15 protein-coding genes are annotated in these 16,546 nt (G+C 65.2%); 7 read left to right on the top strand and 8 right to left on the bottom strand.

Features of this window, described 5'->3' with window-relative positions:
* Positions 1 to 64 precede the first annotated feature (64 nt).
* The 5 genes from R2601_RS09960 to coxB form a co-directional block, all read right to left on the bottom strand.
* On the bottom strand, positions 65 to 865 hold the full coding sequence (locus tag R2601_RS09960) for a cytochrome c oxidase subunit 3 (protein WP_007797401.1): 801 nt from the start codon (positions 863 to 865) through the stop codon (positions 65 to 67).
* Between the two features lie 25 nt (positions 866 to 890).
* On the bottom strand, positions 891 to 1,475 hold the full coding sequence (locus tag R2601_RS09965; RefSeq protein WP_007797404.1) for a cytochrome c oxidase assembly protein: 585 nt from the start codon (positions 1,473 to 1,475) through the stop codon (positions 891 to 893).
* Positions 1,465 to 1,641, bottom strand: coding sequence for a cytochrome c oxidase system small membrane protein (locus R2601_RS26955; RefSeq protein ID WP_007797406.1), 177 nt, complete (start codon positions 1,639 to 1,641; stop codon positions 1,465 to 1,467). Before R2601_RS26955 ends, R2601_RS09965 begins: the two co-directional genes overlap by 11 nt.
* Entirely contained in the window at positions 1,638 to 2,588 is a 951-nt protein-coding gene (gene cyoE / locus R2601_RS09970; protein WP_007797408.1) for a heme o synthase, read from the bottom strand. The genes R2601_RS26955 and cyoE overlap by 4 nt, the downstream gene beginning before the upstream one ends.
* 67 nt (positions 2,589 to 2,655) lie before the next feature.
* On the bottom strand, positions 2,656 to 3,534 hold the full coding sequence (gene coxB / locus R2601_RS09975; protein WP_040544568.1) for a cytochrome c oxidase subunit II: 879 nt from the start codon (positions 3,532 to 3,534) through the stop codon (positions 2,656 to 2,658).
* Between the two features lie 187 nt (positions 3,535 to 3,721).
* On the opposite strand from coxB, the gene tldD reads away from it, so the two are divergent.
* The 6 genes from tldD to R2601_RS10005 all read left to right on the top strand — a co-directional run bounded on the left by tldD (position 3,722) and on the right by R2601_RS10005 (position 11,488).
* Positions 3,722 to 5,143, top strand: a complete 1,422-nt coding sequence (tldD, locus tag R2601_RS09980; RefSeq protein ID WP_007797411.1) for a metalloprotease TldD — start codon at positions 3,722 to 3,724, stop codon at positions 5,141 to 5,143.
* A 190-nt stretch (positions 5,144 to 5,333) separates the two neighbouring features.
* Positions 5,334 to 6,461: a DNA-processing protein DprA gene (gene dprA / locus R2601_RS09985; protein ID WP_007797413.1), complete on the top strand. Its 1,128-nt coding sequence runs from the start codon at positions 5,334 to 5,336 to the stop codon at positions 6,459 to 6,461.
* A gap of 147 nt (positions 6,462 to 6,608) precedes the next feature.
* A complete protein-coding gene (gene topA / locus R2601_RS09990) occupies positions 6,609 to 9,329 on the top strand; it encodes a type I DNA topoisomerase (RefSeq protein ID WP_007797415.1) in 2,721 nt (906 codons plus the stop codon).
* Between the two features lie 152 nt (positions 9,330 to 9,481).
* Positions 9,482 to 10,042 carry a L,D-transpeptidase gene (locus tag R2601_RS09995; protein WP_007797418.1) on the top strand — a complete coding sequence of 187 codons (561 nt, stop codon included), beginning with the start codon at positions 9,482 to 9,484 and terminating at the stop codon, positions 10,040 to 10,042.
* 115 nt (positions 10,043 to 10,157) lie between these two features.
* The gene (locus R2601_RS10000) at positions 10,158 to 10,862 is read left to right on the top strand and encodes a CoA transferase subunit A (RefSeq protein ID WP_007797421.1); all 705 of its coding nucleotides are present in this window, start codon (positions 10,158 to 10,160) and stop codon (positions 10,860 to 10,862) included.
* Positions 10,862 to 11,488: a CoA transferase subunit B gene (locus R2601_RS10005; RefSeq protein WP_040544571.1), complete on the top strand. Its 627-nt coding sequence runs from the start codon at positions 10,862 to 10,864 to the stop codon at positions 11,486 to 11,488. Before R2601_RS10000 ends, R2601_RS10005 begins: the two co-directional genes overlap by 1 nt.
* Before the next feature lie 137 nt (positions 11,489 to 11,625).
* On the opposite strand, the gene R2601_RS26960 is transcribed toward R2601_RS10005, so the two are convergent.
* The 3 genes from R2601_RS26960 to R2601_RS10020 form a co-directional block, all read right to left on the bottom strand.
* Complete coding sequence (locus tag R2601_RS26960) at positions 11,626 to 12,285, bottom strand: hypothetical protein (RefSeq protein WP_007797426.1); 660 nt, start codon at positions 12,283 to 12,285, stop codon at positions 11,626 to 11,628.
* A gap of 282 nt (positions 12,286 to 12,567) precedes the next feature.
* Positions 12,568 to 13,014, bottom strand: a complete 447-nt coding sequence (locus R2601_RS10015) for a phasin, PhaP (protein ID WP_007797431.1) — start codon at positions 13,012 to 13,014, stop codon at positions 12,568 to 12,570.
* Between the two features lie 132 nt (positions 13,015 to 13,146).
* Positions 13,147 to 14,940: a PHA/PHB synthase family protein gene (locus R2601_RS10020; RefSeq protein WP_007797433.1), complete on the bottom strand. Its 1,794-nt coding sequence runs from the start codon at positions 14,938 to 14,940 to the stop codon at positions 13,147 to 13,149.
* A gap of 162 nt (positions 14,941 to 15,102) precedes the next feature.
* Here R2601_RS10020 and phaZ point away from each other — a divergent pair, with 162 nt between their 5' ends.
* On the top strand, positions 15,103 to 16,362 hold the full coding sequence (phaZ, locus tag R2601_RS10025) for a polyhydroxyalkanoate depolymerase (protein ID WP_007797437.1): 1,260 nt from the start codon (positions 15,103 to 15,105) through the stop codon (positions 16,360 to 16,362).
* Positions 16,363 to 16,546 lie beyond the last annotated feature (184 nt).

Below are 16,546 nucleotides of genomic sequence, written 5' to 3' on the forward strand. Positions count from 1 at the left end.
TTGCGCAAAAGAAAAGCGGGCCCGAAGGCCCGCTTTCCGAAACGTATCGCGTGAGAGCTGTTGCTCAGCCGCCCCAGACGTAGACGGCGCAGAACAGGAACAGCCAGACCACGTCGACGAAGTGCCAGTACCATGCAGCGGCCTCGAAACCGATATGCTTGGTCGGGGTGAAGTCACCCTTCATCAGGCGCAGCAGGCAGACGAACAGAAAGATCGTGCCGATGATCACGTGCGCGCCGTGGAAGCCGGTCGCCATGAAGAAGTTGGCGCCGTAGATGTTGCCCGAGAAGCCGAAGGCCGCGTGGCTGTATTCGTAGGCCTGAAAGATCGAGAAGATCACGCCCAGAACGATGGCGATGATCAGGCCCCACTTCATGTCCTGACGGTTGTTCTCGTGCACGAGGGCGTGGTGCGCCCAGGTCGCGGCGCAGCCCGAGCAGAGCAGGATCATGGTGTTGATCAGCGGCAGGTGCCACGGGTCGAAGGTCTCGATGCCGGCGGGCGGCCAGACGCCGTCGACCGCGGGCGAGTTCGGGCCCATCGGGTACATGGCGTGCTTGAAGAACGACCAGAACCAGGCGAAGAAGAACATCACCTCGGACATGATGAACAGGATGAAGCCGTATTTCAGGCCGATCTGCACCACCGGGGTGTGGTCGCCCACGCGGCTTTCCGCGATCACGTCGGACCACCAGCCGAACATGACGTAGAGCACGCCGACGAAGCCCGCGAGGAAGATCCAGGGGCCGCTGCCGTGCATCCAGAGCACCGCTCCGAACAGCATGACGAAGGCCGCCACGGAGGCCACGAAGGGCCAGACGGAGGGGTTCAGAATGTGGTAGTCGTGGTTCTTAGCGTGCGCCATCTCGTTTCCCTCGTTGGATAGGCGTTCAGTTCACGGACTTTTCGTCCGCGTTGTTGGTATCGAGCGCGGCCTGCACGCCTTCGGGCAGGTCGATCTCGTAGAAAGTGTAGCTGAGCGTGATGTGATTGATGTGCTTGGCGTCCGGATCATCGACGATCTCGGGGTCGACGAAGAAGTTCACCGGCATCTGCACCCGCTCGCCGGGCATCAGCACCTGCTCGGTGAAGCAGAAGCACTCGATCTTGTTGAAATACCCGCCCGCCTCGTAGGGGTAGACGTTGTAGCTCGCCTGACCGGCAATCGGCTTGTCGGTGGGGTTGTAGGCCTCGTAGAAGGCCAGCCCGTCCTCGCCGATCTTCATCGTCATCTCGGTCTGCGCGGGCTTGAACTCCCACGGGAAGCCGCGCGCCTTGGAGCCGTCGAAGCGGATCTTGATCTCGCGGTCGAGAACGGTGCCGGTCGTGGCAGAGGCCACGTTGGTGGTGCCGCCAAAGCCGGTGACCCGGCAGAACCAGTTGTAGAACGGCACCGAGGCCCAGGCCATTGCGCCCATGAAGACCACCACGCCGACAAGCTGCAGCAGGGTCTTGTTCTTGTTGTCAGCCGCCATCCTGCTCCCCCCTGTCGCCTTGCAGCGCACCTGAGATGTCGCCGCCGGTCACCTTGACCATGGTCATGCCGAAGACGATCACGATGAACGACACCAGCAGCAGGCCGACGCCGACATTGCGGCCAAAGCGGCGCTTGTGCAGGTCGTGTTGCTTGGAAATGCTCATGCCCAACCTCCCAGGCCGAACCGCGCGAGGCCGGCCTCGAGCAGGATGGCACCGAAATGCGCGAAGAGATAGAGCAGGGAAAGCTTGAAGAAGGCTTTCTCGGTCTTGAAGTTGTCCGCCTCGGAGGCGTCCTCGTCGCGGCGGAAGATCTCCCACGCGCCCTTCAGGAACAGCCCGTTCAGCACCACCGCCACGGCGAGGTAGACCGGCCCGCCGATCGAGGTGAAGCCGGTGCCGATGGCCAGCGCGGCGAGCAGCACGGTGTAGACGAGGATGTGCACGCGGGTCGAGCGGCGGCCGTGGGTCACGGTCAGCATCGGCACGCCGGCATCGTCGTAATCCGAGCGCATGAACAGCGCCAGCGCCCAGAAGTGCGGCGGGGTCCACATGAAGGTCAGGCAGAACATCAGCACGGCCTCGATGCCGACCGATCCGGTCGCGGCGGCCCAGCCGATCATCGGGGGGAAGGCCCCGGCGGCGCCACCGATGACGATGTTCTGCGGCGTCGAGCGCTTCAGCCACATGGTGTAGATCACCACGTAGAAGAAGATCGTGAAGGCCAGCAGGCCGCCGGCGAGCCAGTTGGTGGCGAGCCCGAGGAAGACGCAGGAAAAGGCCGAAAGCGCGAGGCCCAGCCCCAGCGCCTCGCCCGGCTCGACCCGGCCGGCGGGGATCGGGCGCTTGGCGGTGCGCTTCATCACCTGGTCGATATCGGCATCCCACCACATGTTCAGCGCGCCAGAGGCGCCGCCGCCAACGGCGATGAACAGGATGGCGCAGAAGCCGATGAACGGATGCACCGGGACCGGCGCCGCCAGCAGACCGACCAGCGCGGTAAAGACGACAAGCGTCATCACCCGGGGCTTCAGCAGGGCGAAATAGTCGCCGAACTGCGCCTCGCCGGGCTGCGTGGTCTCGAGAGTGCTGTTGGTGCTGAGATCGGTCATCTGGGTCTTTGCTGGGTCAGTCAGTCAGGAAACCGGCGCCCCGCCTCCGGGGCGCCGGCCAATGGGATCAAGAGTTGGCCAGGAACTGGCGCACGTCGACATAGCCGCCGTCTTCCTGCGACGCCGCGAACCAGGCGTCATAGGCTTCCTGGCTGACCACCTTCACAGTGATCGGCATGTAGGCGTGGCTGATGCCGCAGAGCTCGGAGCACTGGCCGAAATACACGCCCTCGCGCTCGGCGTTGAACCACAGCTCGGCGATGCGGCCCGGCACGGCATCCTGCTTCACGCCGAAGGCGGGGATGGTCCAGGAGTGGATCACGTCGGCGCCGGTCACCTGCATCACCACGGTGGCGCCCACGGGCACGACCACGGAGGTGTCGGTTGCGAGCAGCCAGTCCTCGCGGCTGTAGCCGGCCTCGACCAGTTGCGCCTCGACCTCGTCGTTGAGACGGTTGTCGCCGCCGGTGGCGGGGGCGCCGATCATGTAGCCGTCATAGGCCAGATCGGTGCCGACATACTCATAGCCCCAGTACCACTGGTAGCCGGTCACCTTGATGACCACGTCGCCCTCGGGGATTTCCTGCTGCTTGAACAGCACCGGCAGCGAGAACGCGCCGATCACAACGAGGATCAGGATCGGGCCGATGGTCCATGCCACCTCGATCGGGGTGTGGTGGGTGAAGCTTGCCGGGTTCGGGTTGGCGCGGCGGTTGAAGCGGATGAAGGCGTAAACCAGAAGACCCGCGACGAACAGAGAGATCGCCGTGATGATGACGAGAAGCATCCCGTCGAGCCATTGCAGATCGCGCGCCAGCTCGGTGGCGGCTGGCTGGAAACCGACGCCCCCCTGCTGCGGACGGCCGACCACTTCCAGGTCCTGGGCGATGGCGGGCGCGGCCAGAAGGCTGGACATGAGTCCCGTCAGCATCGAAATCTTACGCATGTGTCACCTGATCCGGTTGTCGTTCTTGTTCGTTCGCAGGAGGATGCAATCCGGGCGTCGCGCCCTGGAACAATCCTCCTCCCTCTTGTTCCGCTCTTTAAAAAGCACAGATCGTGCATCAAATAAACCAGGTCGCTTGCGGCAAAAAGGCGCTTTTTTGATCTGGATCAAATAATACGAGGAAAACATGACCGAACTGCCCTTCCGCCCCTTTGAAACAGCGCTTGACCTCGACCGGTCCCTGGTGCAACTGCGCGCCGCGCTGGAAGGGGCCGAGGACGGAGAGCTGTTTCTCGAGCGTCGCCGCGCCGAAGCGCTGGTGCTGGATGACGGGCGAATCAAGACTGCGAGCTACGATGCTTCGGAGGGATTCGGCCTGCGCGCGGTGAACGGCGAGGTCACCGGATACGCCCATTCCACCGAGCTTTCCGAAGCGGCCATCCAGCGCGCGGCCGAGACCGCCCGGTTGGCGGTGGGCGATGGCGGCGGCGTTCTCGCCCCGGCGCCCTCGGGCACCAATCGCACGCTCTATACCGATGCCGATCCGATCGCCGGCCAGTCCTTCCCGGTCAAGGTCGACACGCTGCGCGAGATCGACGCCTATGCCCGCGGCCTCGATGCGCGCGTGGTGCAGGTCACCGCCACCATTGCCGCGAGCTGTCAGGAAGTCGCGATCCTGCGCCCCGACGGCTCGCTGGTGACCGACACCCGCCCGATGACCCGCGTCACCGTGAGCGTCATCGTCGAGGAGAACGGCCGCCGCGAGCAAGGCAGCGCCTCGGGTGGTGGCCGCTTCCTGCTCGACGGGCTGATGACGCCGGACTCGTGGCAGGGCAAGGCGCGCGAGGCGCTGCGCATCGCGCTGGTCAATCTCGAGGCCGAGGCGGCGCCTGCAGGCGTCATGGACATTGTGTTGGGGCCGGGCTGGCCGGGCATCCTGCTGCACGAGGCGGTGGGCCACGGGCTCGAAGGGGATTTCAACCGCAAGGGATCGTCGGCCTTCGCGGGGCTCATGGGCCAGCGCGTTGCGGTGCCCGGGGTCACGGTGCTGGATGACGGCACCATCCCGGACCGGCGCGGCTCGATCACCGTCGATGACGAGGGCACGCCTGGGGCCAAGAACGTTCTGATCGAGGACGGCGTGCTGGTGGGCTACATGCAGGACCGGCAGAACGCCCGGCTGATGGGGGTGGCACCCACCGGCAACGGCCGCCGCGAGAGCTATGCCCACGCGCCGATGCCGCGTATGACAAACACCTACATGCTGGGCGGCGAGGCCGATCCGGCCGACATCGTCGCCGACCTGCAGGACGGTATCTGGGCGGTGGGATTCGGCGGCGGTCAGGTCGACATCACCAACGGCAAGTTCGTGTTCTCCTGCACCGAGGCCTACCGGGTGAAGAACGGCAAGGTCGGCGCGCCGGTGAAGGGCGCCACGCTGATCGGCGACGGCGCCACCGCGCTGCAGCACATCCGGGCACTCGGCAACGACATGGCGCTCGATCCCGGCATGGGCAATTGCGGCAAGCAGGGCCAGTGGGTGCCCGTCGGCGTGGGCCAGCCCACGGTGATGATCGGCGGGCTCACGGTGGGCGGTTCGGGCAGCTGATCGACGCGGTTAGGTGCGTGGCGGGGAAAATCGGTTTTCGGTTTACCGCTGATTAAGGATGAGTGCGCTACACCCTGTCCCAGCAAGCAGACGGGGCACGAGATGACCGAGGACAGCAACAGCTTATCTTCCACTCCACCCCCCACTCCCACCCACCACGGAAGAGGATCGGTTCGACCGGCTCCGTCTCTTGCGCTCCCGCCGCGTGGGCGTTGCGACCTACTGGCGCCTGTTGGCCGAGCATGGCTCGGCCGCCGCGGCGCTCGAGGCTCTGCCGGCAGTGGCCGCCGCTGCGGGCGTGGAGAATTACAGCATCTGCCCCGAAGGCGTGGTGCAGGCCGAGATCGCCGCCGCGCGGCGACATGGCGCCCGGCTGGTCTGCCTGGGCGAGGCGGGCTACCCGCCGCTTCTTGCAGAGATCGATGATCCGCCGCCGTTTCTCTGGGTGGCCGGCGATACGGCACCGCTGATGCGTCCGGCGGTGGCGCTGGTGGGCGCGCGCAACGCCTCGTCGCTCGGCACGCGCATGGCCCGCGCTCTGGCGCAGGGGCTGGGCGCCGAGGGGAGGGTGGTGATCTCGGGGCTGGCCCGCGGCGTCGATGCGGCGGCGCACGAGGCTGCGCTCGACACCGGCACAGTCGCGGTGATGGCGGGTGGGGTCGATATCCTCTACCCGTCCGAGAACACCCGCCTCGGCGAAGAGATCCGCGCCCGCGGTGGCGCGCTGGTCTCCGAACATGCGATGGGGCTGCAGCCGCAGGCGCGGCACTTTCCGGCGCGCAACCGCATCGTCTCGGGCATTTCAGCAGCCATCGTGGTGGTCGAGGCGGCGGCCAAGTCCGGCTCGCTGATCACCGCGCGCTGCGCCCTCGATCAGGGGCGCGAGGTGCTGGCCGTGCCCGGCCATCCGCTCGACGCGCGCGCTGCCGGCTGCAACATGCTGATCCGCGACGGCGCGCGGCTGGTCCGCCATGCCGAGGACGTGGCCGAGGCGCTGGGGCCGCTGCCGCAACCCGAGACGCGCCAGCAGAGCCTGCCGCTGGAGCAGCCGACGGCTTCGACCTCGCAGCAGGCGGCGAGGCGACGCACGGACCGCGCGCCCGTGATCCCCGCGCCCCCGCCCGAGAGCCGCTCGCTGGCGGAAACCGCACAGCTGCACCGGCAGATCCTCGACCGGCTCGGCCCCGCGCCACTGGCCGAGGATCAGCTGATCCGCGATCTCGCCGCGCCCTCCGATGCGGTCGCCCCGGCGCTCACCGATCTCGAGATCGATGGCCGCATCCGGCGCCAGCCCGGAGGGTTGCTCTCGCTCGTCTGAGTGGCACATCGGGCTGAAAGACCGGCACCTCAAGCCCGCGTCATCTGGCCCCGCATTGACATTTCCCCCTTGCACCCCACATCTTCCGCCGCCATACGCCCTCCGCGCTCAGCCTGTGGACGTATTTCCAGGAAAGGTGGTCATTTCATGCCCGTTGTCGTCGTAGAATCCCCGGCCAAGGCCAAGACAATCAACAAGTATCTGGGGTCCGACTACACCGTTCTCGCCTCCTATGGCCACGTGCGCGACCTGCCTCCGAAGGACGGATCCGTCGACCCGGAGGAAGACTTCTCGATGAAGTGGGAGATCGGAAACGACTCCCGCAAACACGTCGCCGCGATCGCCGAGGCGCTGAAATCCGACAACGCCCTGATCCTCGCAACCGACCCTGATCGCGAGGGCGAGGCGATCTCGTGGCACCTGAAGGAGGCGCTCACCAAGCGCCGCTCGATCAAGAAGGACACCGATGTCCGCCGGGTGACCTTCAACGCCATCACCAAGGCCGCCGTCACCGAGGCGATGCAGAACCCGCGCGAGATCGACGCGCCGCTGGTCGAGGCCTATCTGGCCCGCCGCGCGCTCGACTACCTCGTGGGCTTCAACCTCTCGCCGGTGCTCTGGCGCAAGCTGCCGGGCGCGCGCTCGGCCGGGCGCGTGCAATCGGTCTGCCTGCGCCTCATCGTCGAGCGCGAGATGGAGATCGAGGCCTTCAAGCCGCGCGAATACTGGCAGGTCAAGGCGCTGCTCAGCACGCCGCGGGGGCAGGATTACGAGGCGCGCCTCACCATGCTGGCGGGCAAGAAGCTCGACCGGTTCGATATCGAGAACGCCACCCAGGCCGAGATGGCGGTGCAGGCGGTGGCCTCGCGCAAGCTCGAGATCGCCAGCGTCGAGGCCAAGCCCAGTTCGCGCAACCCCTCGGCCCCGTTCATGACCTCGACCCTGCAGCAGGAAGCCAGCCGCAAGTTCGGCATGGGCGCACGGGCCTGCATGAGCGCGGCGCAGCGCCTCTACGAGGCCGGCCACATCACCTACATGCGGACCGACGGCATCGACATGGCGCCCGAGGCGACGGCGGCCTGCCGCGATGCCATCGCCGACCGCTTCGGCAAGGATTACGTGCCGGGCAGCCCGCGGATCTACAAGAACAAGGCCAAGAACGCGCAGGAAGCGCACGAGTGCATCCGCCCCACCGACATGACCAAGGATGCCGCCAGCCTCAAGCTGCGCGAAGACGACCAGCGCAAGCTCTACGACCTGATCTGGAAGCGCACGCTGGCCTGCCAGATGGAGGCCGCCCGGCTCGAGCGTACCACCGTCGAGATCGCCAGCCCCGACGGCCAGGTCGGGCTGCGCGCCACAGGCCAGGTGGTGCTGTTCGACGGCTTCCTGCGGGTCTACGAAGAGGGCCGCGACGACGTCGCCGACGATGATGACAAGCGCCTGCCGCAGATCATGCAGGGCGAGGCCGCGAACTTTGCCAAGGCCGGTCTGCGCGACCAGTATGCCAAGGCCTCTGAGAAGGCCGACCCGGCGGCGGGTCCCGCGGCGATGATCTCGGGCAATGACGCGGTGCTCGGCACCCAGAGCTTCACCCAGCCGCCGCCGCGCTACACCGAGGCAACGCTGGTCAAGAAGATGGAAGAGCTTGGCATCGGCCGGCCCTCGACCTATGCCAGCGTCATCGGCACGATCCAGGACCGCGAATATGTCCGCAAGGAGCAGAACCGCCTGATCCCTGAGGACAAGGGCAGGATCGTCACCATCTTCCTGCTGAACTTCTTCCGCACCTATGTCGGCTACGAGTTCACCGCCGAGCTCGAGAACGAGCTCGACGAGGTCTCGGCCGGCGAGATGGATTACAAGGCGCTGCTGGGCAAGTTCTGGCGCGATTTCTCGGCTGCGATCTCGGAAACCTCCGAGCTGCGCATTTCCGAGGTGCTCGACGTGCTCGACGAAGCGCTGGCGCCGCAGCTCTACCCGCCGCGCGAGGATGGCTCCGATCCGCGCATCTGCCCGAAATGCGGGCAGGGGCGTCTGCACCTGAAGACCTCGCGCACCGGCGGCTTCGTCGGCTGCGGCAACTATCCCGAATGCACCTACACGCGCCCGATTGCGGGCGAGGGCGCCGAGGGTGAGGAGAAGATGTTGGGCCTCGACGGCGAGGACGAGATCTGGCTCAAGGCCGGTCGGTTCGGGCCCTATGTCCAGCGCGGCGAGCCGACGCCCGAGAACAAGAAGCCGCCGCGGGCCTCGCTGCCCAAGGCGCGCGGCAATTTCCTGCCCGGCTGGGCGCCCGATGACATGACGCTGGAAAAGGCGCTGACGCTGCTGACGCTCCCGCGCGAGATCGGGATGCATCCCGATGGCGGGGTGATCAAGTCGAACTTGGGCCGCTTTGGCCCCTACATCATGCACCAGGCCCCGGACGAGGAGAAGCCGGTCTATGTCAACCTCAAGGAATTCCAGGAGGTTTTCGAGATCGGCATGAACCACGCGGTGGAGCTTCTGGCCGAGAAGCGGGCCAACCCGGGCCGTGGCCGGGGCGGGGCTGCCAAGGTTCTCAAGGATCTGGGCGAGCATCCGGACGGCGGCAAGATCGCGGTCTACGAGGGGCGCTACGGGCCCTATGTGAAGTGGGAGAAGATCAACGCCACGCTGCCGAAAGAGACCGAGCCGGGCGATGCCACGCTCGAGCAGGCGCTGGAACTGATCGCCGAGAAGGCCGCCAAGAAGGGTGGCAAGAAGAAGGCCGCTCCCAAGAAGACCGCGGCGAAAAAGACCACTGCCAAGAAGACCACTGCCAAGAAGACCACGGCCAAGAAACCGGCGGCCAAGAAGGCTGCCGCCAAGAAGGCCGAGGACTGATCCCGAGCGAAGGCGCGTGATGGGCGGAAACCGGCCTGTTGCGCGCGGCCGCGCGGTTCCATGCCGCGCCCGCAAGTATATGTGATTGGAAATGTGTCTGCCTGTGACCCAGAGTCCGGGGCAGTTCCGTCACATCTAGCGAGAGCCATGTCATGACCGACACGACCTTCACCCGCCGTGCGCTGCTCGGCGCCGCCGGTGCCACACTGGCGCTGCCGCTGGTGCCGGCCCAAGCCCGCGCTCAGGCGGTCATCCGCAACAACATCTCCAGCTTTGTCATGCAGGACTGGCGCGACCATTTCGAGACGCTGGGCGTCTCGAGCATCGTGGCCGACACGACCTCGCGCGCGCTGCACTACTGGAACGCCGACGGCAGCGATTACCGCGTCTACCCGACCTCGGTGCCCAAGACCGACGAGCTGACCAAGCGCGGCTATACCGAGATCGTGCGCAAGAAGGTGGGCCCGAGCTGGACCCCCACCGCCTCGCAGCTCGAGCGCTTCCCCGACTGGGAACCGATTGGCCCGGGGCCGGACAACCCTTTGGGAACCCACGCGATGTACTTGAGCTGGCCGGCCTATATCATCCACGGCACCCACGACACCCGCAAGATCGGGCGGCGCTCCTCGGATGGCTGTATCGGGCTCTACAACGAGAAGATCGCCGAGCTGTTCGAAATCTGCCCGATCGGAACTCAGGTGCGGGTGATCTGAGCCGTGTCCGTTTCGTGTTAGCGCTGAAGGCGGTTCTATCCGGGACCGCCTTCGTTGACTCTGGCTCTGCAGCGCGGCAAAACCCGTGCGAACAGCTTCAGGAGGGGAGAATTCCATGAAGAAAGTCTATGGCTCCGCAGCGGAGGCCCTCGACGGTCTGCTGCGAGACGACATGCTGATCGCGGCCGGAGGGTTTGGTCTCTGCGGCATTCCCGAGCTTCTGATCGACGCCATCGTCGAGAGCGGCGTGAAGGATCTGACCATCGCCTCGAACAATTGCGGCGTTGACGGGTTTGGCCTCGGCAAGCTGCTCGACACCAAGCAGATCAAGAAGATGATGTCGTCCTACGTGGGCGAGAACGCCGAGTTCATGCGCCAGTACCTGTCGGGCGAGCTCGAGCTGGAATTCAACCCGCAGGGCACGCTGGCCGAGCGCATGCGCGCCGGTGGCTGCGGCATCCCCGGCTTCTACACCAAGACCGGCGTCGGCACCCAGATCGCCGAGGGCAAGGAAGTGAAGCAATTCGGCGGCGAGGACTACATCCTCGAGGAAGGCATCTTTGCCGAGCTGTCGATCGTCAAGGCGTGGAAGGCCGACACGTCGGGCAACTGCGTGTTCCGCAAGACCGCGCGCAACTTCAACCCGCCGGCGGCAATGTGCGGCAAGATCTGCGTGATGGAGGTCGAGGAGATCGTCGAGCCGGGCGAGCTTGACCCGGATCACATCCACCTTCCGGGCATCTTCGTGCACCGCATCATCAAGGGCGAGCACGAGAAGCGCATCGAGAAAGTCACCACGCGCAGCCGGGAGGACGCATAATGCCCTGGGATCGTAATCAGATGGCCGCACGCGCGGCAGAGGAACTCGAAGACGGCATGTATGTGAACCTCGGGATCGGCATCCCGACCCTCGTGGCCAACTACGTGGGCGACAAGGAGATCACGCTGCAGTCCGAGAACGGCATGCTGGGCATGGGCCCCTTCCCCTATGAGGGCGAAGAGGATCCCGACCTGATCAACGCCGGCAAGCAGACCATCACCGAGCTGCCCAAGACCGCCTATTTCGACAGCGCCATGAGCTTCGGCATGATCCGCGGCGGCAAGATCGCCGCCGCGATCCTCGGCGCAATGGAAGTGGCCGAGAACGGCGATCTGGCGAACTGGATGATCCCGGGCAAGCTGGTCAAGGGCATGGGCGGCGCGATGGACCTCGTGGCCGGTGTCGGCCGCGTCATCGTCGTGATGGACCACACCAACAAGCATGGCGACAGCAAGCTGCTGAAGGCGTGCACCCTGCCGCTCACCGGCACCGGCGTGGTCGATCGCATCATCACCAATTTCGGTGTGCTCGACGTGGTCGAGGGCGGCCTGAAGATTGTCGAACTGGCCGAGGGCGTGACCGAGGACGAGCTTCGCGCCGCTACCGAGGCGACCATCGTCAACTGAGCGCCCCTGCGCTCATGACCGGATCTGCGCGGCCCTTCGGGGCCGCGCTTTTCGTTTGGGGGGCCTTCAAAGGGCAGCGCAACAAAAAAACGCGACCGGGTCGGTCGCGTTTTCAGGTCTAAGGATCCGGAGACGGATCAGCTCTTGGTCTCGTCCGAAGCCGGCGATGCCTTGGGCGCCTCGGATGCCGCGGGCTTGGCGGCCGGGGTCTCCTCGGCAGCCTTCTTCGCCGGAGCGGGCGTCGGGGCGGGCGCGGCGGCAGTGGTCGCGGCTTTCGTCGCGGTGGTTGCCGTCTTCTTGGCTGCCGTCGTCGTGCGCTTCGCGGCGGTCGTGCTGCGCTTCGCGGTGGTGGTGGCGGCGGAGGCGGTCTTGGTCGCGGCCTTCTCGGTGGCCTTGGCGGTGGTGGCCGTGGTGGCGGTCACGTCGTCCGCCACATCCTTGCCCACCGACATCATCAGGGCCAGTGCATCGCTCTGAGCCGACTTGGCGACATCGCCGTAAGCGGTCATGTGCTGGTTGAGGCTTTGCATCTGTGCCGAAGCGAACTCGGACATCGCCTGGGCGTAATCGGCCGGAGCCGGCTTGGCCTTGGCGAGGTCACCGATGCGGGTGAGGGTCTCCATCGTCCAGCCGACCGAAATGTCGGTGGTCTTGCCGGCGGCGTCGAGCGCGATCGCCGAGGCCTTCTCACTGATCCCGGCAGAGTTCTTCCAGGCGTCTTCGAAGGCGGCCATATCCATCGGGAAGGCGCCCATCATGTCTTTCATTGCGGCAGTGAAATCTTGCGTCGCGGCCATTGTGTCTCTCCTCCTTGGCAGGGTGATCTGGCGGAGAATCCGCCTTGGCTTACGCTTAGACAACATCGTTGCTGCGCTGCAGCATTGCAAGGGTTCTGAGGCCGTTTAGGGAGAAAATTCGCGCCTTGGGCGAGGCCTTGCCGACCCCGAAATCAGTCAATTTCCTGAAGAAAAACGTAAAAAAGGGCGGGTTCCGAAAGGAACCCGCCCCACGTCATTGCGCCGGTTTGGGAGGAGAGGGGCGCAATTCCGGCCCGGCCCCCGAAAGGGCCGGATGTTCGATTACTTCGAGGTTGCCTTCTGGGCAGCCGCGGTCATGTCGTCGGTGGCCTTCTTCATGGCGGCGGTGGCGTCTTCAGAGAAGTCCTTGCCGGCAGCCATCATCAGTTCCACGGTGTCCATCTGGACCTTCTTCGCGATCTCGGCGTAGGCGGCCATGTTCTCGGCAGCAACCTCGGCCTGGGCGGACGCGAAATCGGTCATCGCCTTGGCGTAGTCCGCCGGCTCTTTCTTCACCTTGGACATGTCGGCCAGCTTGGTCAGCGTGTCCTTGGTCCACTTGGCGGAGATCTCGGTCGACTTCTCGGCGGCTTCCAGAGCCACGGCCGAGAGCTTCTCGTTCAGCGTCGCGGTGGTCTTGAACGCTTCGTCCATGGCTTTGGTGTCCACGGGGAAGGCGCCCATCATGTCTTTCATCATGGCGGTGTAGTCTTGCGTCTTGGCGGCCATTTCAAAAATTCCTGTCTGTCTGCCTCGGGGGCCCACCCCCCGCATTCATCGGCTGACCCCAATATGCATGCTGCGGTGCAGCATTTCAAGGGTAATTTCTGCAATGCAGCATAACCCAGCAGTTGTGCGCACTTACTGGTTGGCTTTGACCTGTACATATGTACCGGGCGCGTCGCAGAGCGGCGGATGCTCCGAATCGCCGACCGCGCGCGCGGGGACCATCTTGCCCGAGCGCTTGCGCAGCCATGCATCCCAGACCGGCCACCAGCTGCCCTCGTGATAATCGGCGCTCTCGCGCCATTCGGGGGCCGAGAGCTTGAGGTCGGGGTTCAGGTAGTGGCCGTATTTCTTCTTGCTGGGCGGGTTCACGATGCCGGCGATATGGCCCGACTCCGAGAGCACGAAGGTCTTCGAGCGCGAGCCCATCTTCTGCACGCCCCGGTAACAGTCCTTCCAGGCGGCGATATGATCGGTCTCTGCCGTGACCGACATCAACGGCACGTCGACGTCCCGAACGTCGAGCGTCTCGCCCATCAGCTCGAACCGGCCTTCGGCGAACTCGTTGCGCTGGCAAAGCCCGCGCAGGTACTGCATCGTCATCCGCCCCGGCAGGTTCGCGCCGTCGCCGTTCCAGTAGAGCAGGTCGAAGGCCGGTGGCGTCTCGCCCATCATGTAGGAACGGATCGCGGGCGTGTAGATCAAGTCGGTCGAGCGCAGGAACGAGAAGGTGCGCGACATGATGAAGCTCTTGAGGATGCCGCTGGCCTCGATCTCCTTCTCGATGCCGTCGACGAAATCGTTCTGCAGGAACGGAACGAACTCGCCCTGATCGCTGAAATCGGTGAGGGCAGTGAAGAAGGTGGCAGACTTGATCTGCTTGTCGCCGCGCTTCTTCAGCAGCGACAGCGTGAGCGCCAGAGTGGTGCCGGCGATGCAGTAGCCCACCACGTTGAGCCGGTCGACGCCGCAGATCTCGCGCACCACGCGCATCGCGGTGAGGTAGCCGTCCTCGATGTAATCCTCGAGCCCGACATCGCGGTAGCTTTCGTCGGCATTGACCCAGCTCACCACGAACAGCGTGTAGCCCTGATCGACGATGTAGCGGATCAGGCTGTTCTGCGGCTTGAGGTCGAGGATGTAGAACTTGTTGATCCACGGCGGGAAGATCACCAGCGGGGTCTCACGCACCTGATCGGTGGTGGGGGAATACTGGATCAGCTCCATCATCCGGTTGCGCCAGACCACCTTGCCCTCGGCAGTGGCGATGTTGCCGCCGACCTCGAAGGCCTCCTCGTCGACCAGCCGCACCACCAGCTCGCCATTGTTGGCCTCGAGATCCGCGACCAGGTTCTCGAGCCCCTTGACGAGGCTGTCGCCCTCGGTTTCCACCGCCTTCTGGAGCGCGTCGGGGTTGGTGGCGAAGAAATTGGTCGGCGCCATCATGTCGGTGATCTGCTGGGCGAAATAGCGCAGCCGGCGCTTTTCCTGCGGATCCATCTCCTCGATCTCGTCGACCGCGTTGCGGATCGCGTCGGCGTTGATCAGGTACTGCTGCTTGATGAAGTTGAAATAGGGGTGGCTGTCCCAGAGCGGGTTCTTGAAGCGCTTGTCGGAGGGGCCGGTATCCTCGGGCGGGGCGAGGCGGCCCTCGCTCAGCGCCTTCTGGGCTTCGACAAAGTGGCTCAGGGACTTGCCCCAGTAGCCGACCTGTTGTTCGAACACCTTGGCCGGGTTGTTCATCCAGTCCTGCCAGTATGCCTGCATCGCCTGCGCGTAGAGCAGCGGCTCGGGGCCGTGCAGGGCCGGGTTGATCGGCTTGCGCTGTGCCAGCGCCTCGATCAGGCGCTGCGACAGTTCCTCGATCTTCACGAGATTGGTGTCGAGTTTCTCGCGTTCAGGGCTGATCACCGTGGCTTTTGTTGTCATGTGCTCGAATCCCCCCTATCTTCCTTATCCAGAACGATAACGGCGCTGCAGCCGATGGCAAAGCGGCGAATTCATTTGACGTCGAAGCGGTCCGGGCTGCAAAGGAGGGGGCAGCCGGGGCTCTGAACGCTTGGGCGTGTCACGAGACAGGAGACTTCGTTCATGCGATTCATGGCGACCTACGACCTGATGGAATCCCTTCGCAACACTAATCAATGGCTCGGTGCCACCGCCAAGGCGATGGCATCCTACCCGGCCTTCGCGGCGATGCCGAACCCGGCCCTGACCTGGATGGCGGCCTGGGGCGAAGTGGCCGAGCGCAGCTACGAGCGCATGGTGGTCAAGCCAAGCTGGGGTATCCGCACCATCACCTGCAACGACGGCAAGGATCACCTCGTGCAGAAGGAGACGGTGCTCGAGAAGCCCTTCGGCAACCTCATTCATTTCAACGTGCTGGGCCGCGAGGAGAAGGCGCGCAAGATCCTGCTGGTGGCGCCGATGTCGGGCCACTACGCGACGCTGCTGCGCTCGACGGTGATCTCGCTGATCCCGGACGCCGAAGTCTATGTCACCGACTGGAAGAACGCCCGAGATATCCCGGTGAGCTGCGGCAAGTTCGATATCGAGGACTACACGCTCTACCTGATGGAGTTCATGCGCCACATGGGCCCCGAAACCAACGTCATCGCGGTCTGCCAGCCGGCGCCGCTGACGCTGGCCGCAACCGCGTACCTGGCCGAGCTCGATCCCAAGGCGCAGCCGCGCACGCTGACCCTGATCGGCGGCCCGATCGATCCCAACGCGACCCCCACCGAGGTGACCGATTTCGGCCACCGCGTGACCATGGGCCAGCTCGAGGAATCGATGATTCAGCGCGTGGGCTTCAAGTACAAGGGCGTAGGCCGTCTGGTCTATCCCGGCCTGCTTCAGCTGACCTCGTTCATGGCGATGAACGCCGAGCGGCACTCCAAGGCGTTCAACGACCAGATCCTGCGGGTGACCCGCGGCGAGGCGTCCGATCACGACGCCCACAACCGCTTCTACGACGAGTATCTCGCGGTGATGGACATGCCGGCGGAGTTCTACCTCTCGACGGTGGAGCGGATCTTCAAGAACGGAGAGATCGCCGAGAACCGGTTCATGGTCGACGGCAAGCAGGTCGATATCGGCAAGATCACCGATGTGGCGGTGAAGACCGTCGAGGGCGCCAATGACGACATCTCGGCCCCGGGCCAATGCGTTGCGGCGCTGGATCTCTGCACCGGGCTGTCGGATGCGAAGAAGGCGGCGCATCTCGAGCCGGGCGCGGGCCATTACGGCATCTTCGCCGGCAAGAGCTGGCGCAACAACATCCGCCCGCTGGTGCTCGAGTTCATCGACGCCAATGCCGGCAAGCCGCGCAGCGCCGCCAACGCAGCCTGATCTGGCGGCGCGCCTGCGGCGCACTGTGTATCTCGGCCCCCGCTGGTGCGGGGGCCTCGGTGCGTCTGGGGCCATGACGTCTCCGACGGACGCTGGTGCCGGTGGAGAGGGACAGGCCGGTGAGGGGCCAGCCCCTCACGCTCCCCGGAGTATTTTTGACGAAGAGAAGGGCAGGGCGCTGCGC

The organism is Salipiger bermudensis HTCC2601 (genome assembly GCF_000153725.1).
Classification (GTDB): domain Bacteria; phylum Pseudomonadota; class Alphaproteobacteria; order Rhodobacterales; family Rhodobacteraceae; genus Salipiger; species Salipiger bermudensis.

Coding starts and splice junctions, on each gene's coding strand:
- R2601_RS09960 (WP_007797401.1), bottom strand. CDS start 865: ATGGCGCACGCTAAGAACCACGACTACCACATTCTGAACCCCTCCGTC.
- R2601_RS09965 (WP_007797404.1), bottom strand. CDS start 1,475: ATGGCGGCTGACAACAAGAACAAGACCCTGCTGCAGCTTGTCGGCGTG.
- R2601_RS26955 (WP_007797406.1), bottom strand. CDS start 1,641: ATGAGCATTTCCAAGCAACACGACCTGCACAAGCGCCGCTTTGGCCGC.
- cyoE (WP_007797408.1), bottom strand. CDS start 2,588: ATGACCGATCTCAGCACCAACAGCACTCTCGAGACCACGCAGCCCGGC.
- coxB (WP_040544568.1), bottom strand. CDS start 3,534: ATGCGTAAGATTTCGATGCTGACGGGACTCATGTCCAGCCTTCTGGCC.
- tldD (WP_007797411.1), top strand. CDS start 3,722: ATGACCGAACTGCCCTTCCGCCCCTTTGAAACAGCGCTTGACCTCGAC.
- topA (WP_007797415.1), top strand. CDS start 6,609: ATGCCCGTTGTCGTCGTAGAATCCCCGGCCAAGGCCAAGACAATCAAC.
- R2601_RS09995 (WP_007797418.1), top strand. CDS start 9,482: ATGACCGACACGACCTTCACCCGCCGTGCGCTGCTCGGCGCCGCCGGT.
- R2601_RS10000 (WP_007797421.1), top strand. CDS start 10,158: ATGAAGAAAGTCTATGGCTCCGCAGCGGAGGCCCTCGACGGTCTGCTG.
- R2601_RS10005 (WP_040544571.1), top strand. CDS start 10,862: ATGCCCTGGGATCGTAATCAGATGGCCGCACGCGCGGCAGAGGAACTC.
- R2601_RS26960 (WP_007797426.1), bottom strand. CDS start 12,285: ATGGCCGCGACGCAAGATTTCACTGCCGCAATGAAAGACATGATGGGC.
- R2601_RS10015 (WP_007797431.1), bottom strand. CDS start 13,014: ATGGCCGCCAAGACGCAAGACTACACCGCCATGATGAAAGACATGATG.
- R2601_RS10020 (WP_007797433.1), bottom strand. CDS start 14,940: ATGACAACAAAAGCCACGGTGATCAGCCCTGAACGCGAGAAACTCGAC.
- phaZ (WP_007797437.1), top strand. CDS start 15,103: ATGCGATTCATGGCGACCTACGACCTGATGGAATCCCTTCGCAACACT.